20 protein-coding genes are annotated in these 26,624 nt (G+C 58.5%); 2 read left to right on the top strand and 18 right to left on the bottom strand.

Translation table 11 applies throughout. From position 1 onward, the window contains the following. Window positions 1–12: 12 nt before the first annotated feature. Complete coding sequence (locus AC07UK_RS25755) at window positions 13–207, top strand: hypothetical protein (RefSeq protein ID WP_494686652.1); 195 nt, start codon at window positions 13–15, stop codon at window positions 205–207. Between the two features lie 122 nt (window positions 208–329). On the opposite strand, the gene AC07UK_RS25750 is transcribed toward AC07UK_RS25755, so the two are convergent. The 3 genes from AC07UK_RS25750 to AC07UK_RS25740 all read right to left on the bottom strand — a co-directional run bounded on the left by AC07UK_RS25750 (window position 330) and on the right by AC07UK_RS25740 (window position 8,011). Next, window positions 330–2,015 (bottom strand): DNA cytosine methyltransferase, encoded by a 1,686-nt coding sequence (locus AC07UK_RS25750; protein ID WP_494686653.1) that lies wholly within the window; start codon window positions 2,013–2,015, stop codon window positions 330–332. Window positions 2,016–2,027: 12 nt separating this feature from the next. Continuing rightward, window positions 2,028–7,604 (bottom strand): helicase-like domain-containing protein, encoded by a 5,577-nt coding sequence (locus tag AC07UK_RS25745; protein WP_494686708.1) that lies wholly within the window; start codon window positions 7,602–7,604, stop codon window positions 2,028–2,030. A gap of 98 nt (window positions 7,605–7,702) precedes the next feature. Continuing rightward, complete coding sequence (locus tag AC07UK_RS25740) at window positions 7,703–8,011, bottom strand: hypothetical protein (RefSeq protein WP_494686654.1); 309 nt, start codon at window positions 8,009–8,011, stop codon at window positions 7,703–7,705. 472 nt (window positions 8,012–8,483) lie between these two features. On the opposite strand from AC07UK_RS25740, the gene AC07UK_RS25735 reads away from it, so the two are divergent. Next, window positions 8,484–9,080: an MFS transporter gene (locus AC07UK_RS25735; protein ID WP_494686655.1), complete on the top strand. Its 597-nt coding sequence runs from the start codon at window positions 8,484–8,486 to the stop codon at window positions 9,078–9,080. A 172-nt stretch (window positions 9,081–9,252) separates the two neighbouring features. On the opposite strand, the gene AC07UK_RS25730 is transcribed toward AC07UK_RS25735, so the two are convergent. The 15 genes from AC07UK_RS25730 to AC07UK_RS25660 all read right to left on the bottom strand — a co-directional run bounded on the left by AC07UK_RS25730 (window position 9,253) and on the right by AC07UK_RS25660 (window position 26,619). Next, window positions 9,253–9,660 carry a hypothetical protein gene (locus AC07UK_RS25730; RefSeq protein WP_494686656.1) on the bottom strand — a complete coding sequence of 136 codons (408 nt, stop codon included), beginning with the start codon at window positions 9,658–9,660 and terminating at the stop codon, window positions 9,253–9,255. 103 nt (window positions 9,661–9,763) lie between these two features. Continuing rightward, entirely contained in the window at window positions 9,764–10,369 is a 606-nt protein-coding gene (locus tag AC07UK_RS25725) for a lytic transglycosylase domain-containing protein (protein WP_494693898.1), read from the bottom strand. 77 nt (window positions 10,370–10,446) lie between these two features. Further along, window positions 10,447–10,761, bottom strand: a complete 315-nt coding sequence (locus AC07UK_RS25720; RefSeq protein WP_494686711.1) for a hypothetical protein — start codon at window positions 10,759–10,761, stop codon at window positions 10,447–10,449. Window positions 10,762–11,057: 296 nt separating this feature from the next. Beyond that, window positions 11,058–13,574 (bottom strand): type IV secretory system conjugative DNA transfer family protein, encoded by a 2,517-nt coding sequence (locus AC07UK_RS25715; protein ID WP_494686657.1) that lies wholly within the window; start codon window positions 13,572–13,574, stop codon window positions 11,058–11,060. A 40-nt stretch (window positions 13,575–13,614) separates the two neighbouring features. Then, the gene (locus tag AC07UK_RS25710) at window positions 13,615–16,134 is read right to left on the bottom strand and encodes an ArdC-like ssDNA-binding domain-containing protein (RefSeq protein ID WP_494686658.1); all 2,520 of its coding nucleotides are present in this window, start codon (window positions 16,132–16,134) and stop codon (window positions 13,615–13,617) included. Window positions 16,135–16,410: 276 nt separating this feature from the next. Further along, complete coding sequence (locus tag AC07UK_RS25705; RefSeq protein WP_494686659.1) at window positions 16,411–18,447, bottom strand: ankyrin repeat domain-containing protein; 2,037 nt, start codon at window positions 18,445–18,447, stop codon at window positions 16,411–16,413. Between the two features lie 64 nt (window positions 18,448–18,511). After that, window positions 18,512–19,501 carry a KfrB domain-containing protein gene (locus tag AC07UK_RS25700; RefSeq protein ID WP_494686660.1) on the bottom strand — a complete coding sequence of 330 codons (990 nt, stop codon included), beginning with the start codon at window positions 19,499–19,501 and terminating at the stop codon, window positions 18,512–18,514. 216 nt (window positions 19,502–19,717) lie between these two features. After that, window positions 19,718–20,224: a KfrB domain-containing protein gene (locus AC07UK_RS25695; protein WP_494686661.1), complete on the bottom strand. Its 507-nt coding sequence runs from the start codon at window positions 20,222–20,224 to the stop codon at window positions 19,718–19,720. A gap of 15 nt (window positions 20,225–20,239) precedes the next feature. Continuing rightward, window positions 20,240–20,536, bottom strand: a complete 297-nt coding sequence (locus AC07UK_RS25690; protein WP_494686662.1) for a hypothetical protein — start codon at window positions 20,534–20,536, stop codon at window positions 20,240–20,242. Between the two features lie 197 nt (window positions 20,537–20,733). Further along, a complete protein-coding gene (locus AC07UK_RS25685) occupies window positions 20,734–22,125 on the bottom strand; it encodes a DUF5710 domain-containing protein (protein ID WP_494686663.1) in 1,392 nt (463 codons plus the stop codon). Window positions 22,126–22,287: 162 nt separating this feature from the next. Continuing rightward, window positions 22,288–23,352: a ParB/RepB/Spo0J family partition protein gene (locus AC07UK_RS25680; RefSeq protein ID WP_494686664.1), complete on the bottom strand. Its 1,065-nt coding sequence runs from the start codon at window positions 23,350–23,352 to the stop codon at window positions 22,288–22,290. 12 nt (window positions 23,353–23,364) lie between these two features. After that, complete coding sequence (locus AC07UK_RS25675; RefSeq protein WP_479947264.1) at window positions 23,365–24,105, bottom strand: ParA family protein; 741 nt, start codon at window positions 24,103–24,105, stop codon at window positions 23,365–23,367. After that, window positions 24,098–24,286, bottom strand: a complete 189-nt coding sequence (locus tag AC07UK_RS25670) for a hypothetical protein (protein ID WP_479947266.1) — start codon at window positions 24,284–24,286, stop codon at window positions 24,098–24,100. The genes AC07UK_RS25675 and AC07UK_RS25670 overlap by 8 nt, the downstream gene beginning before the upstream one ends. Window positions 24,287–24,426: 140 nt before the next feature. Continuing rightward, the gene (locus AC07UK_RS25665) at window positions 24,427–24,747 is read right to left on the bottom strand and encodes a hypothetical protein (protein WP_494686665.1); all 321 of its coding nucleotides are present in this window, start codon (window positions 24,745–24,747) and stop codon (window positions 24,427–24,429) included. Between the two features lie 456 nt (window positions 24,748–25,203). Further along, entirely contained in the window at window positions 25,204–26,619 is a 1,416-nt protein-coding gene (locus AC07UK_RS25660; protein WP_494686666.1) for a TraB/TrbI/VirB10 family type IV secretion system protein, read from the bottom strand. Between the last annotated feature and the right edge of the window lie 5 nt (window positions 26,620–26,624).

Raw genomic sequence — 26,624 nt, 5'->3', positions numbered from 1 at the left:
GCGACTCAATTGATGCTGGAGATCCTGCGTAGAGAATATGCCGGCGAGCCCTGTGTAGAGGAGCGCCAAGAATGGGCGGCTGAATTCTTTGGCCGCCCCCAACAAAGCGGATATGCCGAAAGCGCCCTCAGCAAGACTAGTCTGTTGCTTGCTGGCAGTTTATTGCGTTTTGTCGCGAGCGGCAAAAACAACACCAAAATTCAGTGATGCTGGCCAGCTGGTCGATTTTGGAAAGTTGTCGAATCTTCCTGAAGGCACATTGCTGGCCAACCTGGCATAGCAAAGTGCCTTCAGGAAGAAGAGCGCCACCCTCGCGCTGGCGCCCTGCGCTACTCAAGCCCCAGCGACATCTGGGCGCGCGCGTGTTCTTCGGCTTTCCCACGGCCACGGTCATAGGCGACTCGCACAGTTGCGCCCAGCCGCGGCGGGTCGTCAAACTGACGACGATCGTGTATCACTCCTAGCCCTCTGCCAACGTCCTGCACAACGAAGTGCCCGTGGGCCGCGACGACTTGGCCCTTGTAGCGGCCCGACTCGATGTTCGCAGCACTCACCGCGTCTACCACTCCCGCTGCGATCTCCGCGACCTCAGTCGGTGCGCCAACTTCCATTGCCACATCCGCAGCCTTGCGGTTGGCCAACGGGACGCCGCTTCGGCCCGCGAGGCGCTGCAAGGAGTTGCCAACGTGCTGTCCAAGATCCTGGAAGGGTTCGTACAGTACCGCCTGCCCCAACATCTCATGAGCAATTGTGTTAGAGAGCCCCTCAATCAGGCACTCGGGAACACGTTTTACGCGCGAATGTTCAACCGCTGTAAGGAGCCTCATCTTGTCGGGATCGTCTGGCGAGGCCAGGTAGGTCCCAGTGGACTGAGCCTTATGGTAAAGCTTGTTCAGCACTCCGGTCTCCGTGCTTTCCGGGGTAACCACCTTAAAGGCAAAGCCTTTACCTGCCTCCTGATCTCTGATTAATTTGTCCTTCAGATAAATATAGTTTTTGAATCGAGGGTCATCGGCCGGAATCGGTTCCAAAACGTCTTCGAGTTTGCGGACAACCGTGTTTGGAGGCAGAAGCTCGTCAAGGTCCAACTCAATGCCATGCGTGACCGCAACCATGCACCATCGATCGCGATGCTCCAACGAACCCCAATCCTTGCCGCTTAGCATGCGCTCTTGGATGTCGTAGCCCATATCCCGCAACTGGTTCCGGAGAATAGAGGCGGTCTCAGAGATGGCTGCTGGTGGGACGTTTTCCACAATAACAATTGCAGGGTTGGCCTTCGAGATAATGACCAGCGCGCCAACCACCAGGTGTCCCACTTCGGGATGATCGGCTTCGTGACGGAGCCCCCTCTTGGATTTCCCTGCCTTGCTGAGGCCTGAACATGGCAAACCGGCTTCCAGAACTTCAACTTTGGGAATGTGCGACATTGCTCGCTCGTCGAAGGCCAGTTCCTGCATGGGAGCAACGAGTGGCAAGGTTCTTTCAGACCAGGCATCGTTGTGCTGGCTCGCCTGCTCCATCAGGTCGTCGCGAATCTCATTGGCGAATGCCAACTCGGCTTTCAGCCCGGAGCGCTCGAGGCCGGCATGCAAAGCATGGCTCATGATGCCGCCACCATGACTCAGGCTACCCATGCGGATTGCTTCGCCATTCTCCAGCCGCTCTCGCAGACGCTGCATTCGTTCCTGCTTCCGAAGCTCGGAAGCCAGTGGCAAGATATAGATCTCTCCTTCACGCACCACGACACGCACCGCCGCCATGCCATCGAACACGGCAAGCAGGGCTTGAGAATTCAGGTCAATGACAGGATTTACGCGTTCGCCCGCCGTCTTCGAAGAAACGACGCGGGAGCCGTCGGGATTGACCTGCAGCACTAGCGTCTTCCCCCGGACTTCAACGTCGTAACGCTGGCCAGGTTGGAAGCCGGCGATGGCGGCCTGCAGCCCCTCCAACCAGACACGCGGCTTTCCCTTGTTCGCGCCGATCTTCTTGATGAAATAGCCATCGATCATAGTTCTCACCTCCTAGTGTTGTACACCCAGCCCATCCTGCGGCCGGTCACGCGTCGACGTCATCGCAGCACCAAAGCGATAGGTAACACGGACCCTATCCCCCACAGATACCGTCTTACTCATAAAATCGTCCTTGGCATGGATTGTGGCGCGCTGGTGGCCAATATCTTGGATGAAGTGTCGAGCCGTCTCGCTGACAATTCGGCCGACATATTGCCCTTCGTCACGGTTCGGCTTCAGCACCTCATATCCAAGCTGCCTGCCATGCGCTTGGGCCTTGTTCTCATACTGCGTCACCATCTCCGCAGCAGCTAGCATCTCCCGCGACGCATAGCGCTTTCCAGGGTAAGCCGCTACGGCCTCCGCCAGCGCTCGATCTTCCTTGATTCGATCGAGCAGAAGCGAATGCACCTCGCGGCCGTCGCCCATCTCAACTAGCGCATCGAATGCTCGGTCGAAAATCTCGCTCGCCACATTCGGATTCGCTGCGCCGTTAAGGAACCGCCGCACGGTTTCGTCCACTCGCGATACCGTGCCCTGGATATCGTTCGGAATCTCGGTGTTCACCTGTTCCTGTTGCGGCTGGATTCCCGGCCCACCAGCGCTGGCGGGCTTCCACGACGAAACGTACTCCTGATCCGCCTGCATCTTCTTCAGTTCGACCATGACGTCAGCAACGTCCTTGCGCAGTGCATGCAGCTTCCATTCCTCTGCGAAGGGGCGCCCAACCTCCGCGCGAGCCTTGTCCCGCTCTGCTTGCTCCCGCTCCAAATCGTCCTTCGCGTCCGCGATTGAGCTTTCGAACTGCTCCAGAACGTTGTCCAAGCGGCGAATGAACCCGTCGACGCTGAACTTGTCATTCTTGTCATAAGCCAGGTTCACAGGTCGCCGCTCGTACGCCGGCCCCCGCAGAACGAACTGCACTGCGCCACGCTGAGCTACCACGTCAACATCGAAGCCGCGATAGCGACCGATCCGAACCGGTGCTTCCTTATCGAATGCGAACGTCTTCCCGCCCTTGATGGCCGTTTCCATGGCCACGCCAATATGCGTGAGCAGCGCGTCCCTCGTGTCCTTGGTGAAAGTCCGGCCGCCAGAGATGAAAGCCATCTCCTCGGTTGAGTTAGCGTCGCGGACGGCGATCTCTGCCTCCAGATTTGCAACCTTTTCAGCAGCCCTCCCCTCAGCGCGATCCAGCCATTGCAAGCGGCTCTCCATGCTATGAAGGTTGCGCTTGTAGTTTGAGTACACGGCTTCCAGCTTGCGCAGATCTGCGGAAAGTTGCACCTGCATGAAGATCAGCGGATTTCCCGTTGCTGCCGCCTTCATCTCTGCAGCATTCGCGGCCTCGCTCGCGATGTCTTCGATCACGCGTTGGCTGCCACCACCCTTGCGGAATTGCTCGATGCCCGCGGCCTTGTACTCGATCGTCTGCCACATGCGCGAGTCATAGGTCTGCTTTGTCGCATAGCGCAGCACCTCGACTTCAAAGCCGTCCGGGTCCTCCGCGTAGAACTCGTTTCCTTGTCGGATGATGCGGCCTTCCCGTTGCTCAAGATCGCGTGGGCGCCATGGTGCATCCAGGTTGTGCTCGGCTACCAGCTTCTTCTGGACATTCGTCCCGGCGCCCATCTTCGCCGTCGACCCGAGCAGGAAGCGCACGTCGCCCCGATTCACGAGGTCAAAAAGCTTGGCCTTCTGCAAATCCGTCTTTGCGTCATGCACGTAGCGGATCTCCGATGCCGGCACGCCTCGCGCGATCAGCTTATTCCGAATGTCGTCGTAGACACTGAACGCGGAGCCAGATGCCAACAGATCATCCATGGAGATTGCCTCCGCGCTCTCCAGCTCTTCGGCATCATCGTCGCCACGCTCCGTCGACACCTCCACACCTGGCCTGTTGGATGCTCCTTTCGGGGTGGACAGATCACAGAACACTAGTTGAGTGCCCTTGCGGCTGTTCCATTTCTCGTAGATTCGCATCATCTCGTCCACGGCCGCGTTGACCTTGCTTCCTTCAAAGTCAGGGGCTGCGGGGTTGATGAGACGGAAGTCCAAACCAGCCTTTCGCGCGTCGTTCGTGACCTTGAGTGGATTGTCCTTGCGCGGGTCCTTTGGCATGTTTTCCATGCGATGAATGATCGAGCCCTCGTTCCATGCGGTCACAGGGGTGCCATCACCTCGCAAGAGCATTTGGCCGTTCACATCGTATTTGCGCTCCTGGATACCCATGTACTCGGCCTGTAGCGGCGAGCGTTCCACCACAATGTTCTTTGGCTTCCCTCCAGCGATGCGTGGCACCGGGAAGCGCTTGCCTACAGCACGCGCCTGCTCTTCCAGATCCTCGCGCAGAATGACATCAGCAAACGATCGGTACATACCCACCAGCTCTGGGACATTCTGAAACTTTGAGAAACGTGAGTTCAGCTTGTAGTTCACGCCTGTCGCGTCAAGCTCCCAACCTGCGACGACTTGCCCGAACGTCGATGCCCATGCGTCAAAGTGGACAATCCCACGTGCCTTCATTTCGTCGTATTGCATGTAGCGCTGCAGCGTGTACATCTCTGCAATCGAGTTGGAGATCGGTGTGCCAGTTGCACCGAACACGCCACGACCGTCATAGCGCTGCTGGAGATATCGCGACTTCACGAACAAGTCGAAGGCCATATCGCTACCTTCCAGGTTCCCGAGGCCGGACACGTTCTGCATCGTTGTATTGACGAAGAGATTCTTGTATAGATCAAACTCGTCGGTGATGAGCAGATCCACACCCAGATCATCAAACGTTACGGCCTTGTCCTTGCTGCCACGATCGGCCATCCGCTCCATCTTTGCCGTCATGCGTTCCTTCGCCTTTTCCATCTGCTTGATGGTCATGCGATCACCATTCTTCCGCTTGATCTCTTCGATCGCGCCAGTGAGGTCGTCGATTTGCTCCGACAGGATCTCGCTGAGCGTATCTTCGGGCATTCCGATCTTCTTGAAGCTCGAATGCCCGACGATAACTGCATCCCAATCACCGGTTGCAATGCGCGCGAACAGCTTCTCGCGATTCTCCTTCTTGAAGTCAGATTTTTCCGCGACAAGCACGTTGGCGTCTGGGTACAGCTGGTAGAACGCATCCTTCCACTGTAGGGTCAGATGGTTCGGCACGTTGATCATCGGCTTGCGGGCAAGGCCCATGCGGCGACTTTCCATTGCCACGCCGATGCACACCATTGTCTTGCCTGCGCCGACTACGTGGTCAAAGAGTGCCGTTCCGTCCTGCACTCCTCGCCAGATGGCATCCTTCTGGTGGGGCCGCAAAGTAATGTCGACCGAAGCGCCGGGCAGGCTCAGATGCGATCCGTTGTAGCGAGGCTCCACGTCGGTGTTGAACCGATCGTTATAGAGCCTCGCAAGCGCATCCCGTCGGTCCTTGTCCGTCCATACCCAGTCGACGAAGGCCTGGCGAAGCTCGTCAGCCTTCTGGTTCGCCGCCGCCGTCTTTTCCGCGTTGGTGCGATAGATGGGACCGCGTTCGTCACGTCCAACCTGTTCCTTCACTTCGATCGGACGCCCCTCGAGCACCCTTTCGATTAGCGAATTCGCGCCCACTTCGGCAGTGCCCCACTGGACGTGATTCGTGGTGCGATCGGCAGGGCTAATCTTCACCAACCACTTGCCGATGGATTCTTGGTAGCTGACCTGGCGCGAGACGCCGCCGAGCACATGCGTGATGAAGTCACTGACGTACTGCTCTGGCACCCACGTTGAACCAAGTTGAATGGCGATGTCCACAGCCTCGATGTCCTTGGGCTGAACCGCCGTCAGCGCTTCGACATTCCCTTCGTAGCTTCCGTCGACGGTCGCGGCATCCCTTGCTTGCTGGAGCTTCGCCTTGACGTTGCCGGTCAGGTATTGATCGGCCGTCTCCCAGTGTCCGCCCTTCGGGTTGCGGAAAATGAGTCCACGAAGCTCCGTGACGAGCGCGTCTTGCTCTTTCCCGGTTAGACGAGTCATCAGGTCCAGATCGACTCGCCCGCGCTCGTTCATCGACACCACCAGCGCGTCCTTTGCGGATTCGACAGTAGTGATCTCACGCGTCGGAGCCATCACCCGCTTCGTGAAGATCGCCGCTTTTACTGCGGAGGCCTCACGAGGTTCGACGCCATGCTTTCGCGCGGTCTCTTTGGAAATGCCCTTGTCATAATCGCGCTCCAGGGCATGCAGCAGAGGATACTCAGGGTCGTCGCCCATCGCCTGCTTGTTCACCAGGCTGCTAATGTGGCCATGCTGTTTGACGAAGCGATCGTAAACGCGATTTAGATCCCTGCGCAGCGCCTGCAGTTGGGCGTCAGCGGCGTCAGTACGCTCTGCCTCCATCAGTGAACGCAGTGCGAGCCGGATCTCCACCATTCCCTTGATGCGCTGGCCAGCGCGCTCATTCTTGGTCTCGATCAGTTCATAGCGCCGATCGGCCAGAAGGTCAGGCAGCCGGCGGGCAATGGTGCCTGTGGGTGTGACAAAGTAGGCGCCTACCTTGGTGTGTTCGGGGACTTCCACCTGCGCCCCTGGCGTCTCTGTCGGCGGCAGATCGACGGTAGTGCTCCGTCGTGACTGATAGATCCCCTCGGGAAGAAGCGCGATTGCGCGGTCCAGCTCGGCGGCGAGATCCTGGGCCGCGGGCGCAATAAGCGCTGCCGTGTTCCCGGCATACATGGTGCCCTGCAACGCCATTGTGCCGAGCATCATTTCCGGGCGTCGGATGAAGTATTCATTGAGGGTGATGGGTTCGCGAGAATCCGGGTCTGCTACCGTACCCACATTGACCCACGACAGATCCGGCGCTTGGTCCGGCGTGCGCTTCTGCAAGAACACGATGTCCGTAGTGACCTCAGTCAGCGCGTTTCTCTTGAAGGCGGTATTGGGGAGGCGAATAGCGCCAACAAGATTGGCAGACTTCGCGATGTGCTCGCGCGCCGTGGAAACGTTCGCGTCCAGGAAGAAGTTGCTGACAACAACCGCGACCACACCACCGGGCCTTACCTTGTCGAGCGTCTTGGCGATGAAGTAGTTGTGAATCGAGAACTCGCCCAGTTCCTTGTGTTCACGGTCGTACAGCTTCTGGTTCCCGAACGGCGGATTGCCAATCGCTGCGTCAAAGTAGTCTTGAGGGATGCTGACGTCTTGATATCCCTTGTTGATGATCGTAGCCGAGGGATACAGGTGCTTGGCGATCGCCGCCGTCGTCGGGTCCAATTCGATGCCAGTGACCTTGGAGCGGCCGCGTACATCCGCCGGCATCAGGCCAACGAAGTTCCCGCTACCGACGGATGGCTCAATGAGCTTGCCGCCAGTGAAGCCGAAGCGCTGAAGGCTGCTATGGATTGCCTCTACGACGGGCTTCGCCGTGTAGTGTGCATCCTGCGTGGAGCGTCGCGCTGCGTCATAGTCAGCGCCGGAAAGGACGGAGCGGAGCTCATCGTACTCCTTCTTCCATTCCTTGTTTGAGGGGTCAAATGCTTGCGGAAGGCCACCCCAACCAACATAGCGCACCAGGGTGCCCTGCTCTTCGACAGTGGCGGCGCGGTCTTCCTCCCTAAGCACATCAAGCAATCGGAGAGCCGCCACGTTGTCACGGAACTTCGTTTTCGCGCCTCCCTCTCCCAGCGCGTCAGCTTCCGTGATGACGTAATCCGTCGGCTTTACAACTCGGTGTTCACCAACGCGCTTGCCAGAATCTCCGCTTCCGTCTCGCCCTGCGACAGGCGTTCCAGCGCGGTCTGTTCCGCCAGGACCTCGGTCTCCATCGTTTGCTGTTCCAGCAGGCGACTCAAAAGCAGGAACTCCGCTTCCTGCTCCAATGCCTTGAGTTTCGCCGGGTCGTTCATTGCCCAGCGATCCAGAATCTTCCAGCCGCGCACCGTGTACGGCTTGCGGCAGACCGCCTGCAGCGTGCTCGGTTGCAACACTCGCTTCGCGATCGCCAGTGGTTCCAGGTTTCCTTCCAGCATGATCTTCTCCAAAAAATAGTTCAGGTTCGTCCGCGATCGCATCCGCCTCAATGCGCGCGATGGTCTCTACGGCCTCATCAAATGCAAAGTCAAACGATAGCTGATTCAGCTGTTCTTGTTTACGGCGCTTCATGTGCGAGCCTTTCTTCGTACCTAAATCTTTGCTAGGCTTCTCCCTGCCCAATTTGGGCGGGAAGCCATGGCAAGGGACGCAGCTCGCATCTGCGGTTCTGAGTGACGCAGGGGTGTTGGCGCACCTCTACGTCGCTTCCCTCGTTGAATGTACTTTATTTATAGCACTATTTCGGGGCCAACGCAATTTCTGACGTTGGAAATACCCGACCTGACGCTCTCAGGGGTTGTTGTAGGAAACCGGAATTAACTGGACTACAGACCAGTTTGCTGGACTGGAAATCCGGAATTAGCTGGACTGCCGTGCAATTCCCGCCGACGCCGAGCCAGCACCGGACGGTTGGTTCACGCTCGGTCACTGGGCGTCTGGGCGATGGGCTTTCTCTACTTCTGCATCGGCATCGGCTTCTTTGGCGTGTCGACGTGGCTGCCGCAGGTCGTTCGGCAGATGAGCCATCTGACGATCGTCGAGATCGGCTTCGTGAGCGCGATTCCGTTCGTCGTCGGCGCGGTGGCCATGCTCGCGAATGCACGCCATTCCGACAAGCACATGGAGCGACGCTGGCACTTGGCAGGAGCCCTCTTCGTGGGGGCACCAGGGTTGCTGGCAAGCGGCTTCACATCGCATGTGCCGCTATTGTCCTTTGCGTGCATCTGCCTGGCAGCCGCCGGCATCGTCGGATCCCTGAGCGTGTTCTGGACCATTCCGCCAACGTTTCTTTCCGGGGCAGGCGCGGCCAGCGGCATTGCGCTCATCAACGCGATCAGTGGCTTCGCGGGATTCTTCGCGCCGTGGCTGGTGGGTATTGCCCGCAGCCGTTCGAGCGATTTCACGCTGGCGCTCTACTGTCTCGCGGCGAGTGCCGCGCTGGCTGCAGTACTGGCGGTGGTGCTGCCATACGGTCGGACGAGCGTGAGAAGCTCCAGGCAGGGTTAGACATGCGAGAGTCTGGTGAGCGTCGGCAAGCGGACGTTCTTGGAGCAGCATCCGCCGTCCATTTTCCGGCCATCACCGTCGTTCGGCCTAGCCAAGGCTAACGGCAAAGAAGTCGGCCGCCAACGCCATTTGAGTGCTACTGTCATATGCCCCCTACGTGCTTTTCCGATGGCTATTGCACGATCACAAGTTCGCCGGCTTCGTGGGCAATTTCGAGGTAATACGGGCTCGAATGCTTACGTTCGGCATCGCGGTACGATTCGATTGCGTCGATCACTGAGTTTCGCCACACGTCGATCCGTTCCTCACCAGTCACGCGGGCGAGCACCGTGTCAAGCTCGCGCACTGCATCCACCAGAGTATCGCCGCTCCCAATCGGAAAATCCTTGCCGGAATCACGACCCAGGAACGACTGCAGCGTGACTGCTGGAATGGCTGGCCCTGTTAGCGCGCCCTCGATCCACACAGCGTCGTGAAGCGTCCAAGTGAGAACAGCGCTGTAGCCGCGTCCGTGTCGCTCCCGAAAGACCGCTAGCGCGAATCCCGTGGCTTCGATGATTCGATTGATGTTGTCGAGCATGGTCTTTTCCTAGTGATTCGCCAAGCTAGTCGTGCTCCACCTCGTCGGGGAGGCCAGCTGCTCTGCGCAACGCGCGATCGCGTTGGTTTCTTACAACACTGTCTCAGAAGTTCTCCGCTTCCAGCTTGGCGAAGCGAGCATCAAGCGATGTCCGCGGGCTGGCCACACGCACGCCTTGGGGACGGCCCGTTGCATTTGCAAGCGCCTTCGTCCGCTGAGGCTTGCCCGCCTGTAGCGCTGGTACCGTGTAGCCGGCCGCATTGACAACCTTCTGCACATAGCCATTCGAGAATCCTGCACCGAAGTTGCCGGTGTTGTAGGCGCTAATGGCCGCGTAAAGCGCATCCTGCGGATTCGGATACCTCTTCAACGCATCGATGTAGAAGTTCACCAGCACCCGCCCACCTTCTCTCAGGTTCGTACAGGGGTCAAGCGCCTGCTCGATCGATAACCCAAGCTTAGGTAAGTGCCTGCTGGCAAGCTGCGTCAGGCCAAGGCCAACCCAATGCCCCTGCTGAATCAGGCCACGTGCAATGTTCGTGGCCTCCTCGAGGGATGATGGATTGAAGCTCCGCAGCATTGACTTGCGCTGGCTCCATGGCAAATGCCCAGGACCGTCGTCCGAGAGGATGTACATGTAGCCCGTAGATTCTGCTCGGACTATGGCACCCATAGTTGTTGGATGGACCTCGGGAATGCATTTCGCCATAAGTGCGTGGAGGTCATTAGCCTGCGCTACGCCACAACACAGTGCGAAACCAACCAGCATCCGAAAGGCGTGCACCACTATCCGCATAGCGATTGCTCCTTTGCGTGCAGATGCGCATGAAGGGCAGAAGCGAGATCCGCCGCGGCGTGCTGCGCTTCCATCGCAGACCATCCCTTTGCAGAGAGTTCCTGCCGCGCGCGATGAAACAAGCGCCAGGGCACGAAATCCTCCGGCTCCGAGAACCACCCCGAACCTGCCCCCGCCGCATGCAGGGCTGACATTGTTTGCGGCCACTGCTCTGACCACATCGCGACAATTTCGGCTCGTGTGGTGAGCCGCTGATAGTAGAGCCCGAGCACATTGACGAATTCGGCTTCGACGTCAGGGGACATTCTGACCGGCTGGTGTGCCGTTCCCTCCTCTACGTCCATACCTAGCCGGTCAAGCCGCAGCCGCTGGCCCACACGAAGGCCACCTTGGGCGGCCAGGCAAAGCCGGACCATCGCGCGTTCACACCACCGCAAGGTAGGCCAGAACAAGCGCCACCGCTCTTCGAAATACCGGGCGTCACGCAGACACCAGTTGTAGCGAGCAAGAAGCCGATACAGGTGCTGTGCTGCCGCCCGACACATTAGGACATTCGGAACATCGGGAATTGTGTTCACCGATATCATGGAAGAGCATCCCATTAGGCTACAGTCCCCTTGTTACCCACATAACGAATAGCAACCTGCTCACCCACATTCGGTGCGCGAGACAACCGAGCGATCCTGTGAAGCGACACCGCACCAGCGTCCGCACGCCGCTCGAGGGCGACGTAGTGCGACGTCGCAAGGATCACCGTTCCGTTGTAGCGGAAGCCGGCCTCGGCACGCTCAAGCCGGATGTCCGCTGCCTTTCCGGTGTCCTCCTCCAGTTGGTAGTAGTGGGCCTTAACGCGCTTCCGCGCCTCCCTCTCGTAGTCCGAAAGACGGCGACCGAAGCCAGAAATGCGCCCTCCGGGAATGGCCGAGGCATCGCGAAGCACAAAATGCACTTCAAAATACTCGCGAGGGTCAATGCGTGCGTTTGCCGTTGGCATCGCGAGCAGTCGAAGATCATCCACCGACAGTTCCTGCACGAACTCCTCGCCTTCCTCGTTGGTGAGCGTGTAGTCCAACGTCACCACTTCGTCCGTTTCAAAGTTCTCCTGTTTCACGACAATGGATACTGGCGGAAATGTGTCATACGTGTTGATACAAAGCTTGATCGCTCCGTCGTCAGCAACATCGCACTGAATCATGAACCAGTGCGAGCGCACCACCCCGTCGACAATCGCCACAAACTCGACCTTCGAGGGGCTTTCCATTTCCGCGCGATGCTTGAAGACCGGCATCTTGTCGTACATGAGCTTCTTCGCCCGAATCGGGTGATGGCCAGCATTGAACACGAGCAGTTCATCGCGCGGCAGCCGCATAATCTCCTCGTCAGTCATCAGGGGGCGCTCGACAAGCTCCTCGGAAATGCTCATCTGATCCAGGGTTGCTGCCAGACGTCGGCCGGAGTAGTTCACGGTCTGCCGTTTCACCGTCGTAACGCCCGTCATAGCAGAGATATCCTTCGCGGTTTCCAAGGTATTGGGCGCGCAAGCTAGGCGCACCTGGCAGCCTGCGAAGATGGTCTGCTTGTCACCATAGATGTCCTCAAGCTGGATCTTGTCCTGCAGGAAGAGGAATGCGGTAATGCCGTAACCCGCCAGATAGCCAAGCCCGTCCTGCAGCTGGGTCATCTTTCCCAGGGCGGCGAGTTCGTCAATCACCAAAAGCAGGCGGTGACGGTACGAGCGAAGCGTCTCGCCGTCTGCAAACTCCATCTTCCGCGTCAGCTGGCTAAGCAGATACGTGAAGAACATCCGCAACAGAGGCTGGAGTCGACGCTTGTCCGACGGCGGTACCACCAGGTAGAAGCTCACCGCCTTGTCATGATTCATGAGATCGGCAATGCGGAAGTTTGACCGCCGGGTGTTCTTCGCAATGATTGGATCTTGGTACAAAGACAGCTTTGTCTCCGCGGTGGAGAGCACACTCGCCCGCTCTTTTGCCTCACGGTTCAAATTTGCGCGAGCAACCGCAGCAACGATTGGATGTACCTTGGTCGGGCGACCCGACGAGTCTGTCCAGCCGAACCGACCTGTTGGATCGTGCTCAGCGTTCAAGAGCCCCATGAGCATCTGCTCGCTGTCCTCAAAGGTCGGATCAGTCAAATAGTGGAAGGCTCCTGTCAGGGACTTGTCCTTCTCTGCATACTTGCAATGCAGGATCAGCCCCGCTATCAAGCCCCACGATGTGCTGATCCAGTGATCGTTGCCAATCCCTTCATCCTTGGTGTCCGCCACGATTGCCGCGATGTTCTGCGCATCTTGCACGTCGTAGGGATAGTCGCGAACCTCTTCACAAACATTCCATGTGCACGTGTTTCGCGACGGTGTAATGCCATCGATGCTGCGCCCGTCTATCGCGGTCGGATCGAACTTGATAACCAACGATCCAGCCGAGTGCCGGAAGCCGCTCGTCAGTTCATAATTTTCGCCCTTGATATCGTTGGTCGCTGTGCTGTGCGGGTACGACAACAGCGTTGGAACCACCAAGCCTCGCCCTTTCCCGCTCCGAGACGGCATAAATGCCAGAATGTGCGCCGGCTCGTCATACCGGAGCACTTTCCTTCCGTCAGGCATATCGAAGGCACCTAGATAAACACCGGATGCGTGGTAGGTGATCCGCTTGTAGGCAGGCCACGAGCCCTTCTTCATCTCGTACGACACGAGGCGCATTGTCCGCACGTCCTCTGCCCGAGCAAAACGGGCGGAGCCGTGAAGGTCCTCGGGGGTCTGCGTGTGCAAGCTGCGTCGATACCACAGGTAGAACCCTAGAATGACGCTGAGAAGCATGCCGCCCATGTGGATGAACCATGCATGCCTCACAAACTCCGCTAGCTTTCCACTAGCGTTCAGCCAAGACAGGCTCCATGCCAAACCGGAGAACGGCTGGTAGATCCGGATACCCGACCGCAGCGTCATCAGTGAATCCCCCAGTCCTGGCTGATATCGCAGCATCAATGCGAGGTACTGAGTTGCGGCCCAGCACGTGGCGACCAGACACAGGCCGAATACCAGGAACACCAATAAGCTCAGCCGCGTGGACTGGTTGCGTTTTCCCGTCTGAATCATGCTGTGTTCCTTCATGCTTTTTATATATCACGATATCTTACTATCGCTGGACCTCCATTTCCAAGCGCCGCGTGAATTCCCTCGGCTTGAGCTCGCCACGACCTTGCGCATACGCAACCTCTACGGCGACCCCTATCGGTGCAACGCCGGCCACCGTCGCGCGAAGGTGCGTCACGGCAATGCCGCGGCCGATCTCCTGCGTGATGTGGTCCTCAGTAATGGCAACCAGCTTCCCGATGTATCGGCCGTCGGCCTTCGCTGTGAAGATCTTGTACGGTTGAACGGCGCCGGGCGTAGGCTGTTCTACAGATTGCGACGCGTTCAGCTCTACCTCGCGCCCCAATTGGGCCTTGACTGCTTCAATGCCTTCGCGGACATGCAAGTCGTTGTAGTCCGTTGGCTGCGCCCCTTCCATGGAGGCAAATGTGGGGAAGATTGCCTTTCCATTCGGGTGCATCGCGGCTGCGGCGAGTGCTTTCTCGCGCCCCACATTGTTCATCATGACACGCAGCACCTGATTGGTCTCCGTGTTTGTGATCTGTCCAACGATGCGAGGCACGCCTTCAGGCCCGGCCTCCTCGCGAAGGGAGACGGCGCAAAGTGGATTGTGCTTAGCCGGCCTGGCTCTACCGTCGAACAACAGCTCATCCGGATCGATCTGACGTAGCTGGAGCCTCGCGAACGTCTTTTCGGCGGACAGCATGCCGTTCAGCCTGCTTAGAACGCGCGCCGGCGTCAGAACGTCGTCGTCGCCACAGATGATGACTTGCTGGTCTGCCAATGTCGGCTTGAGGGCTTCAACCATATTTGCAAGGTTGCCACTATCAAAAACCAGAACTACCGGTAGCGATGTGGCCATATGGAGGCTGGCGCCAGTCGCGTAGCCTTCCGCAAAAAGCACCGTGCGCGATGCTGTGAGATCCCCAATTACATGGAAGCAACCGGTCTTTCGACCATTCTCGACGTACATCTTCCCGCGAGACGAATCCGCAAAGATACGTTGAAGCGACCAGATCTTGCCATCAACATCCCTCATGGGAATCACAAGGGCATCGCGATCCAGACGAACGTCAAAAGGAAGCACCTGTTTGCGAGTGAGATAGGCGTGAGAAGCAGCTGGTTGAAGTCGGTCCCACGTCTTCCTTGACGCTTCGGCCGCTCTATCTTGGGCCGCGCGCATCTCCTGCGCCCGCCTTTCGCTACTTTCGCGCGCCAGGCGATCATACCGCTCACGCTGTTCAGCTGAGAGGACAACTCCCTGAACCGACCATGGCGTAGCAAAGCCGGTCAGCTTGTTCTCGATATAGCCATTTGGCCGATCGCCGTCGAGATGTCCAATGTAGACACCCTGCTTGGCCTTCGCATTCTTGGCCGTGTCGACACCAGTCCGATGCCACTTGCCATCCATGATCGGCGGCCCATCCAACACAAGGCCGGCTTCGCGGCAAGCATCCGCGAATTGGTCGACGATCTCGCGTTCGCTTAGCTCCTTCGGCCGCTCGAGCCACTTTGCAACAAGCTTCGTATCGACTCCGGGTGGCGCGTACCAGGTCTCGCGCTCCTTGTCCCAACGTGCACCCGCCTTCTTTGCTTGGTCAATCTCTTGAAAGGGAACATATAGCGGCAGGCGATAGCTGCCCTTGGTTGCCGACACGCCGCCCTCCTTTTCTGACGTTGGAAATACGCGGGCTGAATCCTGCCCTTGTCCCCTATTACGCGCGGTTAGGGAATGAGTCTTCTCGCGAGCAACCACAAATTCCACGAGGCGTTCAGCCTCACGCGCGCAGCGGTAGAGCGCGTTTGGGTCTGCTCGAAGTAACCCTGGCCAGGCATCAAGCGGCTTGCCCGGAGCAGCATGATCTAGCCCCGCGCGGATGCCGAGCCTTCCTGACAGGAACGCGCCGGCTATCTCGTGCGTTAGCGATCGGGCGGCCTCACCGCCTACCGGCTGCAGGGGGAGGCGCGACGGATGGTCCGCTGCCACCGCAACAAGCCGCAGCACCTCTGCGTAGTAGCCCGAGTCATCCTCATACGACGATAGCGGGGGAAGGTATAACGCATCCTTCGACCCGTCGTATATCGGCGGCCGACCAGCTTGGTGGAAGACGGAGATGCCGGCGGCGGAGATTAGTGCCTCTGCTTTCGCGATGGCTTCGTCCTGGAGCACCTTCGCCAGTTCTGGTACGACCACGAACTGGGAAGCGTTGAACACATTCGCAAACTTGACAGCAGGCTCTGCCAGCGGCACGCGAATGTTCTCAGTACTGCCGTCGGCATTGCGCCGCTCTTCGACTTGAGCGTACTTCCAGAACTCCACAACAGTGGAAACTTCACCGCGCCTGACGTTCCACCCATTCTTCTTGGCTTGCTCGAACGTGCACCAGCGCGGGTCGGAGAGGCCGCGGGCTAGCAACGCGAGCGCATTGCCGCCCCGATAGGTCTTCCCAGTGACGGGATTGATCGGGAGGCCTACTGACCCAGCCGAGGCCCACGGCAGCCTCCCGGATTCCAAGTCCTTCGCGAAGCGGCTCGCGAGCGCCTGGCGATGGTCATATCCCATGGCAAATTACTCAACCACAATGGGCTCAGAAGAATCGCTAAGTTCGTGCTCTTCAAAGCCCGACTCAGCAACATCGACTCCACCCTCCCACGCATTAGGCGGGGTGATCTCTTCGTTCAAGGTCATTTGCATACCTCGGGTGACGTGAAATGAAGATACCGGCAGCGGAACGCAGTTGCTTCCCGCTGCCGGTTAAGAGTGGTCCCGACCGACGACACTTCAATGGTGCCGGCGGTGTCCCCCGCGACCACGCGGATGCTGGGACATCAGTCCCAATTAACGTGACAGCGCCGCCTCACGACTTTGCTCGCGCTCGGGCGCGATACTCGCCCGGCCCTTGCTGTACTGGACACGAATGGATTTGTCTCCCGCTCGTGCTTGTTGCAGGCGTTCGGCTTCCAGCCCGGCCTTCGCATGGACGACCGCGACGTTGCGGCCAACGTCCTGGACGACATGATGGTCAGTCTCGTGCACGATCCTGCCTTTATAACTGCCATCGGCGGATACGCCCTGCAGTCCCTTGCCTGCGGACAGAGCGAATTCTTCCGCCTTCGTACGTGACGCCGCAACCTCGGGGGATGGCTCCGAATGGCTGTGCGCAAGCCCTTTTCGCACCGCCTGCTCCAGCCGCTCCAGATCCTTTTCTTTCGGCTCGTACCCCACGACCTCGAGACCAGCAAGACGCGCGGCGAACCAGGCCTCGGCGCGGAACTTGTCGGTTCCCGTCACCTGAATTCCCTGCCATTGCTTTGCACTGGCAAGCTCGGTCGCCGCTTGAAACGTATCGAACTGTTTATCAACAAACCGGATCTTGTCGCCCTCGTCCACCAGCGCGATACGCTCCTCACCAATGCGGCGATACTGTCCAGCCTCGTCGCGAATGAATCGGCCGCGGAGCAACGTGCTCGGACCGCCCTCAGTGCCAGCGTCAAGATCCAACCCGTTGTCCTTGCCGGTTTCGAGGCGCGAGATGTATTCCTCCAGGTTGATGGCTTCCTGCGGCACCGACCGTTCGATTGCAATGATCGAATTCTCGGGCGCAATCTGCACCTCGAGGTGCCGTGCGCGATCTTGCAGTCGGCTCAGCGAGTAGAACGCATCGATGGCGCGGCGGTCAGCCTCATCGATGTTCTGCTCGGCAAGGTACTTCCCAAGTTCGTCCTCGCTCTTGAACCGAATAACGGGCTTGTCGATGGTTCTCGGCACCACGCCATATCGCGCGTCATCGCCCAAGGCATCCCCGCCTTCGAGGAAATGGAACTCGCCATGAGGAATGGTGATTCGCTTTCCGAGCGCGTGCTCATATTTTTGGAGGTGATCTTGCAGCATGCTCTGCGCCTCAAGCGATTTTCTGGCGTCCTTTTCCGCCACCATTCGCTGTTCTTGTGCAAACACGTGGCCAAGGTCCTTGGCAACATCGGGCGCCTGCTCAATCAGTGCCGCACGATAGTTCGCCTGCTGCTCCATGTTGTTCTCAATGGTATAGGCCGCTTCGAGCTTCTCAGAGTGAGATTGAATGGTACGGAATGCGGTAGCGTCCTGCAGCGCCAAGTCGGCGGCTTCGAACTTGCTGAGCGCGTCCTTCGGAACCGCAGTGAGGCCATGGTTCGTCTCAAGGATGTCGCGTCGCGCGGCAATGTCGGCCGCCTGCTGATTCGAGGCCAGAGCAGCGTTGATCGCCGCACTTGTCTCGCGGAGGCCCTGAATTGGGGAAATGGAGTTTTCCACCGACTGCGCGGCTTCTTGACTGTTTGCTTGCGTCGGTGCCTTGAACAGGGCCGGGCGGCCAAAGCGGTCCTTTGCCATGAAGTCGGCGCCGGCGGCGATCAGGCGATCGGCAATTTTTCCGTCATGGTGGGCTGCATAGTGCAGCGCCGTGCGCCCCAGGCGGTCGGTGGCTTTGACGTCCGCGCCGAGTTCGATCAGCTTTGTCACCAGCGCTTCGTTGTTGTCGTGCGCAGCTTTGATGAGCGCGGTGGCTCCCTTGACCACGTTGACATTGGTTGCATCGCGCTTGAGCTTCGCCTCGATATTGGCACCGGCCTTCACTAACAACTCAGCGGTCTCGGCGCTGCTAGCCATCATCACGAGGGGCGTTTCCCCCGCTACCATTTCGTTCACGTCTGCGCCCCTAGCGATCAGGTCGGCGGCGAACTCGCGATTGTCAGCCTTCGTGGCGTATGCGAGCGGTGACCTCCGGAAGCGCGTCCAATCCTTGGTCTTAGGCCCGAAGCCATGTTTTTGCATCAAGTCCGTGGCCACCGCGAAATCGCCCTCCGCGAGGGCGTCAAAGAAATCACTTCTTGCCGACATAAATATTCCTTTTTTCCGAGTACATGGATTGACCAAGCATGCTGCTTGGCCGGCTTAACTACGACTATCTTTCGAGTGGCTTTGCCTGTTCGCGGCGGCGCTCGATCACGCGGGCACGCCCCTTGTCATACGTGACTTTGACGTCAGCGCCGATCGCCGGCGTGCCGTCGAGTGCGGCTGCTCGGTGGAGCACCATGTACTCGCGCCCGGTGTGCTGTACGAGGTAGCGGCCGGACCGCCCAACGATGCGCCCTGCATAGGACTGACCATCCGCCGTGTAAGCGGGACGCACGTTCGCGTTGTCCACCTTGTCACGAGCCAGCTGCTCAGCGTCCTGCCGGTCCGCCTTGTCTGCTGCGTACTCCGCTCGCATATCCCGTACAGCGCGGGCAAGGAATTCCTTTTTGTCAGCTGGCACGCTCCATGACTTCGTATCGCGATCGAACGTCGATCCGTCCACGCGCTGGATGCGCTCGCTTAGCGCCGGATTGAACTCGAATGACACCTGGTAGCTGCCCGCGATCGGAACGACCTTAACACCCTCGTGCGACTGCCCAATCGCTTCATCGAACTGTTGTTCAGCGCTCTTCACGTGCTGCACCATCGCGCGACCCTTGCCGTAGGTGATGCCGACACGATCGCCATTGAACACGGAGTCACGGAGATCATTCAGACGATGCAACACGACGCGGGCCAGGCCCTTGTCTACGCCGGTCAGCTGCGCAGCGTACCGGCCATTGACGCTAACGATCTCACCGAAGTGGGTGACCCCATTAGGGTGAAAATCTCGGATTGAAGGCGTTCCTTCCACCATCGATGCCACGATGGACGCTGCGCGCTCTGCCACTTCGGTCTTCGCCAAAGTATCCGTCGCGGCCTCAATACGAACAGCCGGCAGTGCCGCGCTCAACGCGTCATACTGCTCGATCGGTGTCTGCCAAGCGCCTGCCTCTTTGTCGAACTTGGCGCCATCGATGCCCCGAAGCAGTGAGGCAATGCCACGATTGAAGTCCGACGTCACGCTGCAAAGCGCCTTCTCTAGCGTCACGCTCACGCCGTCAGCGGTCCCGATAAGGCTGTGCTGCTTCTCCTTTCCCTTGGCGATCGCAGGGGCTCTTCCGCGTCAAAGCGCTTGCTGCGCGGCCGTTCGTTCTCGGATTGTTGGTTCATGACATGTGCTCCAATACAATATGTATACTACAACTAAGTCATTGCCGGCCGCGTTCTTAACATTCGCTATACAGGGCGACCAGCTCCGCCTGTAGAGCGACTACCTAGTGTTTGGGTCACGCTCTCGGCAGGAAGCCCGCTCAGTGACTGCCGCTCGCCCGTTCGAGTACTGAATAGACACGGACTTGCCGATCGCCGGCACTCTGTCCAAGATAGCCAGATCGTGGATTGCGACTGTGTTGCGCCCCAGATGCTGGACCAAGTGAAATTCCGTCCGAGTGTCCACCATCCCGACGAACTTGCCATTCTCACCGGGGGTCTGGATCGCGGTATCGTCGCCATAAAGATCGCGTGCCGCCTTCACGGCCACCGCGTAGCTCGCGCGCACCAGATCGATCGCACTCGTTGAAGGCGCGGCGTGCTGACGCTCCGCCTCAGCCTTCTTCACAGTGGCCATGATTTGGGAAACGCGGACATTCGAGAGACCGACTGCAGCCGCAGCCTCGGCCTGCGACTTTCCATCGACATATACGAGCCGGGCCGCCTCGCGACTCTTTTCGGTCAGTCGCGTGGTTTTGACAAGGCTATCGAACTCCTGCTCGTTCATTCTCGCTTGGGGGGCCTATGGAAACGCCACGAAGTCTACAGCATCCTCACGCGGCCTCTCCGCAAGATAGAACCCAAACTGCTCGGAACCGCAAGGCTGATCCACTTCCTCCATTGCGAGAGCCCACGTTGCTTCCAGGTGCTCCATATACACCGAGGTGGCGACCGAGCCATCGGCGTTCGTCGGAAATGGCAACGGACCACCACCAAACACTTGCGCGAGCACCGCCGGGGAGACAACGTCCGCAGCGTCGGGGATAAAGTGCTCGGACTCAGGATTGAGTTGCACGAGGCTTTGCTTTGCGTTCTTCATTTTTTTTGGTTTCCTTACCCGTGTATTTGAGATCACGTCCCGCACAGACATGATACGCAGAATTAAGAGTTTGTAAAGACTTTTGGCCCTTAATAACTCTTAACTTCCCGTCACAATTCCAACGTCAGAAAATCCCGTTGGAGAGGGAGTCCGGCCGTTTGCTTGGTGTTTGGGGGGCACGGCGTGCGTCGATCCCCTTAGCCGGCTCTGAAATTGACCCAATGCGTGCCGCTTTGGACCTCGCCCGCGACCTTCATAGTCACGACGCAGCGGCGACGCGGAACAATCCACTCGAGTGCCTTGGTCGACATGCCAAGCATGCGATTTGCATCGCGCCACTGGTTCCGGTCGAAACCCAACATGACCTTTGTCCCCGCAGCGGACATCAGATCATCGGTAAAATGCCCCGGACCTTGAGAGGCCAAGAGCAACATGACGCCAAATTTCCGGCCCTCCTTAGCGATTCGGTTCAAGATGTGATCGCTATCTGTACTTATGAACGCTGCAGCCTCATCCACCACAAGTACGTGCTTCACTTCCGACTGCTCCCCTTGTTGCATCGCGTCGGCGAAGATGCCTTCTGCCTTCGTATCGACCAGGAGCTTCTGGGCATCATCGTGAAGGGCGGTGAGCACGTAGCGATGGACCTTCGCCGCGGGATCATGCGGCGGCGGCACACTGCGAAACACACCCATTGCATAGAAGTTCTCGAGCCGATCGAGCACGGACTTCACCGTTTCGATTGAGTCATACTTCAACAGATCGTCCAGTTCGCGGCCCGTCACGATGGCATTCACCGCAGCCGTATATGTTGCGATAGCTTTGGCGCGAGCCTCCTGCAATTCAGTGCTGATCTGCTCGCCGTCCTGAAAGGATTCCCCCAGACGGGCGGCGTTGCGTTGCTTGATGGTCAGTGTCTTCGCCGCTCGCTGAACGGCCTCAAGTGCACGAACGGCTTGCTGGCTAGAACCGAGAAACATCGCACGCAACCGGCCAGTCGAGAAGCGGATCGCGTCTAGGAGCGTCGGATACCGTAGACCCGTGAGCTTCACTGGCCAGCGGCGCGCCTCGCCTTGGTGCTCGCTCGATAGGCACCACCAGGCCCTCTCTTCAGCATCGAATCTGAGTCCGCATTTCTTCGCGCGCTCCCGCTCCTCGTAGGGAACTTCGAGATACAGCCGGTCCTCTTTGCCTGGTGCGGTGTAGATCTCAGCTGCGTTCGATGCATGCCAAGTGCGCGGATCGTCCAACGAGAACCCCATCGACCGATAGAGATCAAGCAGGAGATTCCGTAGTACAGCTTCCTGCCGATGTCCGAGGCGATGGCTGGTTCGGTTGATGGCGGCAATGAAGGACTGCACCCGCTTTCTAACCCCTCCGTAGTGGCGATCGGGGTTCAGTTCCAAGGGGTTGATGCCGTAATCGGAGGATTGGCTGAATAGCACAGTTGAGGCGCCCGGCACCTCAATGTCGCCGTGGCGATCGAAGATGTGGACTCGCGCGTCAGGCACACTCGTAGCAGCAATGCTCATACAGGCATGGCGCAGCTGATGGGTCTTTCCACTACCAGTGTCGCCCATCATGATCATGTGTGGATTGGTAAGCCTCCCGCTCTCCCACTCTACCGGCTTTTGCTCGTGCGGCGCTGCCGCATCGAAGCCCCATCGTACTCGCAAAACTGATACCTCCGAGTATGCAATAACATATTCACTTTACTACATCAGAAAACGGGGACCATTGGCCCCCGTTGCTCAGATCGAATTGAGTTGATCCATGAAAGCTGTCGGCAACAGAGTGTCGCTCTCTGGAACCTTGCCGCCGATCTTCTTGTGAATGCGCTTCATGTCCTCGACCGGCAATACAATCTCGATCAGCAGCCCCTTCTCTTTCCCGGTGATGGCGTTCTTGTCGATCAGTGCTTTGAGCTGCCGCGCAGTCAGCTTGACCGTTCGCTTCGTCGCAAGGTCGGCGTTCACCGCCTCGACCGTATGGGGAACCACTGCTTCCGTGATCCCACGATCCTTGAATGTCATCGGCGGCGGCGTGTAGTGCTCGCCCTGGGGCGTATTTTCCGCCAACAGCACATCGACGGACTTTGCCAAGCTAGCGTCAATGCTCACGCCAGCCTTGTGTTTGTCCCTTGCGCCCTTGAGATCGGTCGACGTGATGTTCTTCCGGCCTTCTGCTTTCACCTTCGCAACGACTTCCTCGCGCGCCGGGGCAGGCAGCGAACGGTACTGCTCCAGGAGTGACGCATACGTGATCATCCCTGAATCGACGACATGCGCCCACTCAGGCTTCAGGAGGGCCAAGATACGGGAAATGTACTGACTGTCCTTGCGCATGATCGCGCCCATCTCGGACTTCTTCAGCTTGGGATTTTCGTCGAGCGTCTGCTGGACAAAGCGTGCCACCTCCAAGTCAGTAAGGTCGTCACGGTTGAGGTTTTCAGCCAGCTGCACGAGCCGGATCTTCTCCAAGGACATGTCGTTCCGGACAAACGCCGGAATCGCCTCGTGGCCGGAAACTCCCTCGTCGCGGTTATGACGGAACGCGCGCCAGCGGCACTCACCCATGATGATGATGTACCCACCGTTCTCCCCTTCCCGCACAGTGATGGGTTGCTGTAGGCCTACGTCAGCAATGCTCGCGGCCAGGTCCTTGATGTGCTGTACGCCTTGGTCGGATACAGACCCATCGACCTCGCGGTAGCGCGTGCGCGGCTGCTTCAGGTCCGGCTCGATGTCATCGAGCGGGATGGAGATAGCGGTTGCCGCTGGAGCCTCCAGGTTGCTGAGGAAGTCTAGAGTACCCATGTTTTCCTATCCTTAAAGTCCCAACACTCGCCCAGAAAAGTCCTTCCAAGCGGCGTTCAATTTCTTGTCCTTCGCAAACCGCCACACCGGCAGATAGTTGGCCAGTGCATCGGAAACCGCGACACGCATCGTGAACTCGCCTACGATCATCTTGCCGAATTTTTGCTCAAGTTCCGCACGTACCTTCTTTTGCGACGACGACGCCTTGGTGTACCGATTGACTACCACCTGCACCTGCAGACTCGGATTGCGCTTCCGCGCATCCGCGATGTTCTTAAAGACATCTGCCATCCCAGTCAATGAAGTGATGTGGGGCTCAACAATCACGACGGCCAGGTCCGACCAAAACAACGGCGCGGTCTGCCGCGGGCCGAGAGCGGGCGGCGTGTCGAAAATCACATAGTCAAACGGCAGCTTGCGGATCTCGCCGCGTTTCTGGATTGCCAATTCGCTGAGGTCATCACCGCGCGAATCCAACTCTTGCAGATACCCATGCCCGTGCAACAGTTGAACGTTGTCCACCCAAGCGGGGGTGTATTGTATCTCCGCTCCATCGAAAAGCTGCTCCGACCCGCCACGACGCGTATTGATTCTCAGGTCCTTGGTCAAAAACTGCCCCGCGTTCCCCTGCGTGTCGAAGTCGCACAAAAGGGTCTTCTTGCCAGCTTCTCCCGAGGCGAAAGCGAGGTGGCACGCGACGGTCGTTTTCCCGACGCCACCTTTATTGTTGATGACGGTGACAAATTTAGGCATGGTCTTGTCCTTTTTTGCGGGTTCTTCGTGCCTCCCACGCCTCGCGGGCCAGTTCGACCACGAGTTGTGGGATGGACACGGTTTGCCCCCTTTCCCGGGTCAGGGCCGCACTCTCGTCCAGCAGTTCCCGGCGAAACTCTACTGGTAGTCGAACAAGCGTGGGCTTTTTCTCTTCGGTCACTTAGCGCTCCTACGATATTGGGATATTATGATAGCTTGGCCACGCATGCAAAACATTTCTTGATATTTTTATAGCACCCTACTTCTGAGGGGGGAGCGGTGCTCGACGCACCGCCCTCTTTTCTGACGTTGGAAAAAACTTCACTGGGTGAGCTTACGGACAGCTTTTGGCGGATAAATGTACTGAATCCACCAGAACATCGCCGTATAGCAGAACGCCGCCTTCGAGATGCCTGCGGTTACGGCGGCGATCTCAACGCGCTCCGCCAAATCCGGGGGCAACTGGATGTTCACCTGCTCCCACCCCGTTCGGCCAGGCACGCCCTCCTGGAACGTCAATGCAGTCCGTGGCTTGCGCCAGAGCAGCCCATGCTTCCATGGTTGCGTGTCCAAGAACCTGGTCATCATGTCTTGGAACATGCCGGTTAGTGACCGCCATTCGAGCGGGGCGATCATCTTCATGTAGGTGTACATGTTTGCCGGACACCGCGTGGGCACTACCTTCGGTTCCTCAAACCTGGTCCGGGGACGGCCCAACCTCTTCGGCCGAACTACATGGGCGGCTTCCGCAGGAGCAGCCGCTACCGAACTTCGTTTGGCCTCCGGCCCCTTTGAAGCAGATACGGTTCTGGCATGGCTGGTCTTCGCCGCGCTCTTTACCGGCGCAGCTCTCGATCGCGCGTTCTTTTGAGATGTCATGTTGTACCCGTACGGCTCCTCCCGTTTCATTTGTTATCACTTTTCTATTCGAGATTGTAGCTGATACTAAAAGAATGGCACGAAAAATGCCGATGGTTCTCATGCTCGGCTCCGCACGATGCAGATCGTCCCTGTGTGCGGCCTTGCTCTGCCCGAAAAGAAATCGGCCCCATCGCGCCTGAACGCGTATGGGGCCGAGTTGGTAACAGTGCCTTGGGATCACCGACCAAATTGTGCAGTAAAAAGCATGTCTTTGGTCAGAGTGATGTTGAACCGATATCCAGGAGCCTGTGTGATGGTCGGCTGAATCTGCATGTTGCGGCTAATGAGCGCTCCGCTTACTTGCGCCAACTGCTGCCCCATTGCCGCAGCGATAGTCTGTTGCGCAGACGGTGCATTGCTTCCAGTCTGCGACTGCTGCGGTTGCGACAACTGCGCGCCGGCGGAGATCAAGCTCATCATGGCGGCCCCAGCAAACAACCTGAAATAGTGATTGTTGACCTCGCCGTCGAATCCGGCATTTCCTGCACCGTCTGTACCAGGCATGCCCTGCAGGACAAAGCTCGAGCCATCTGGAAAAATCAGTCGATTCCACACCACAAGAAGGCGAGACTGACCGAAAGAGATTCGGCTGTCGTACATGCCAATCGCCTTCGTCCCCTGCGGAATCAGCAAATAGCGGCCCGTCACCGTGTCATAAACGTTCTCGCTGACACGAGCGCAAGTCTGCCCAGGCAGATCCGAGTTGATGCCACACTCCAACACCATCGGGATGTTCCATCCCGCCTTCACCTCATACTTCCCTAGCGGCTTCTGTTTCACCTCTTGCAGATATGTGCTCTTTGACGAGGCACCGGCATCCCGCAAGAATGCTTCTTTGCGGACCTGCCTGTTGATATCATCCTGCTCCTGTTGCTGGGCCGCCAAGCCCAAGCCGGCCCCCGCGCCGCCGGCGCTGCCCCCCTTGCCAAGTGCATCCAAGGCGGCCTGAGCCTGCGCCATCATGCTAGCAAGCTGCGGATTGGATGCCGCAGCCCCGCCCGCGCCCATCTCGCTTGTTCCGCTTCCTTCCATCGGCGCGTCGCGCGCGCGACGCGCCTTGTCTTCGCGTTCGTCACGAAGTCTCCGTGCCGCCTGTTGCGCCGGCGTTTCCGCTGGCGCGGCTGAGGGCGCCGCCGCGGCATTCACTGCCGGGACGGTCGGAGCAGTTTCCGTCGCCACTGCGCTCGCTGGCTGCTTTGAAGCGGGCGCCGCTGCTGCCGCCTCTGATGCCGCCTGTCCACCATTCAATGCACCGATATCAATGCCGCCTTGCAGTGATGCATCGACGCCAAGCTTGTCAGCCATGGCCGAGGCTTGCCCGTCGGGCACGTCCTTGGTGACGGCCCCCGCTTCGACCATCATGACGCCCTTTGCCTTGGCTCGATCCGCCTCATTGGGGTCATTTGCCGTTGTCGTTGTGTTCTCTGCTTCCCCGGCGGTCAGAATAGCGAAGAGCACCCCGACAAAGCCTGCGATCACAACCATGGTCATGAGCGCCTTCGCTTTGCGCGAAAGCCTGGTGACACCAGTAACCTTGCCTTTCAGTTGCACGCTATCGGGAGATGCGAACGGATCGTTTGCTGTAGATGCCATGCTTC

This window comes from Cupriavidus sp. GW821-FHT07C08 (genome assembly GCF_059419025.1).
The sequence above is the reverse complement of the archived record's forward strand: the minus strand, read 5'-3'. Positions and strand labels throughout refer to the sequence as shown.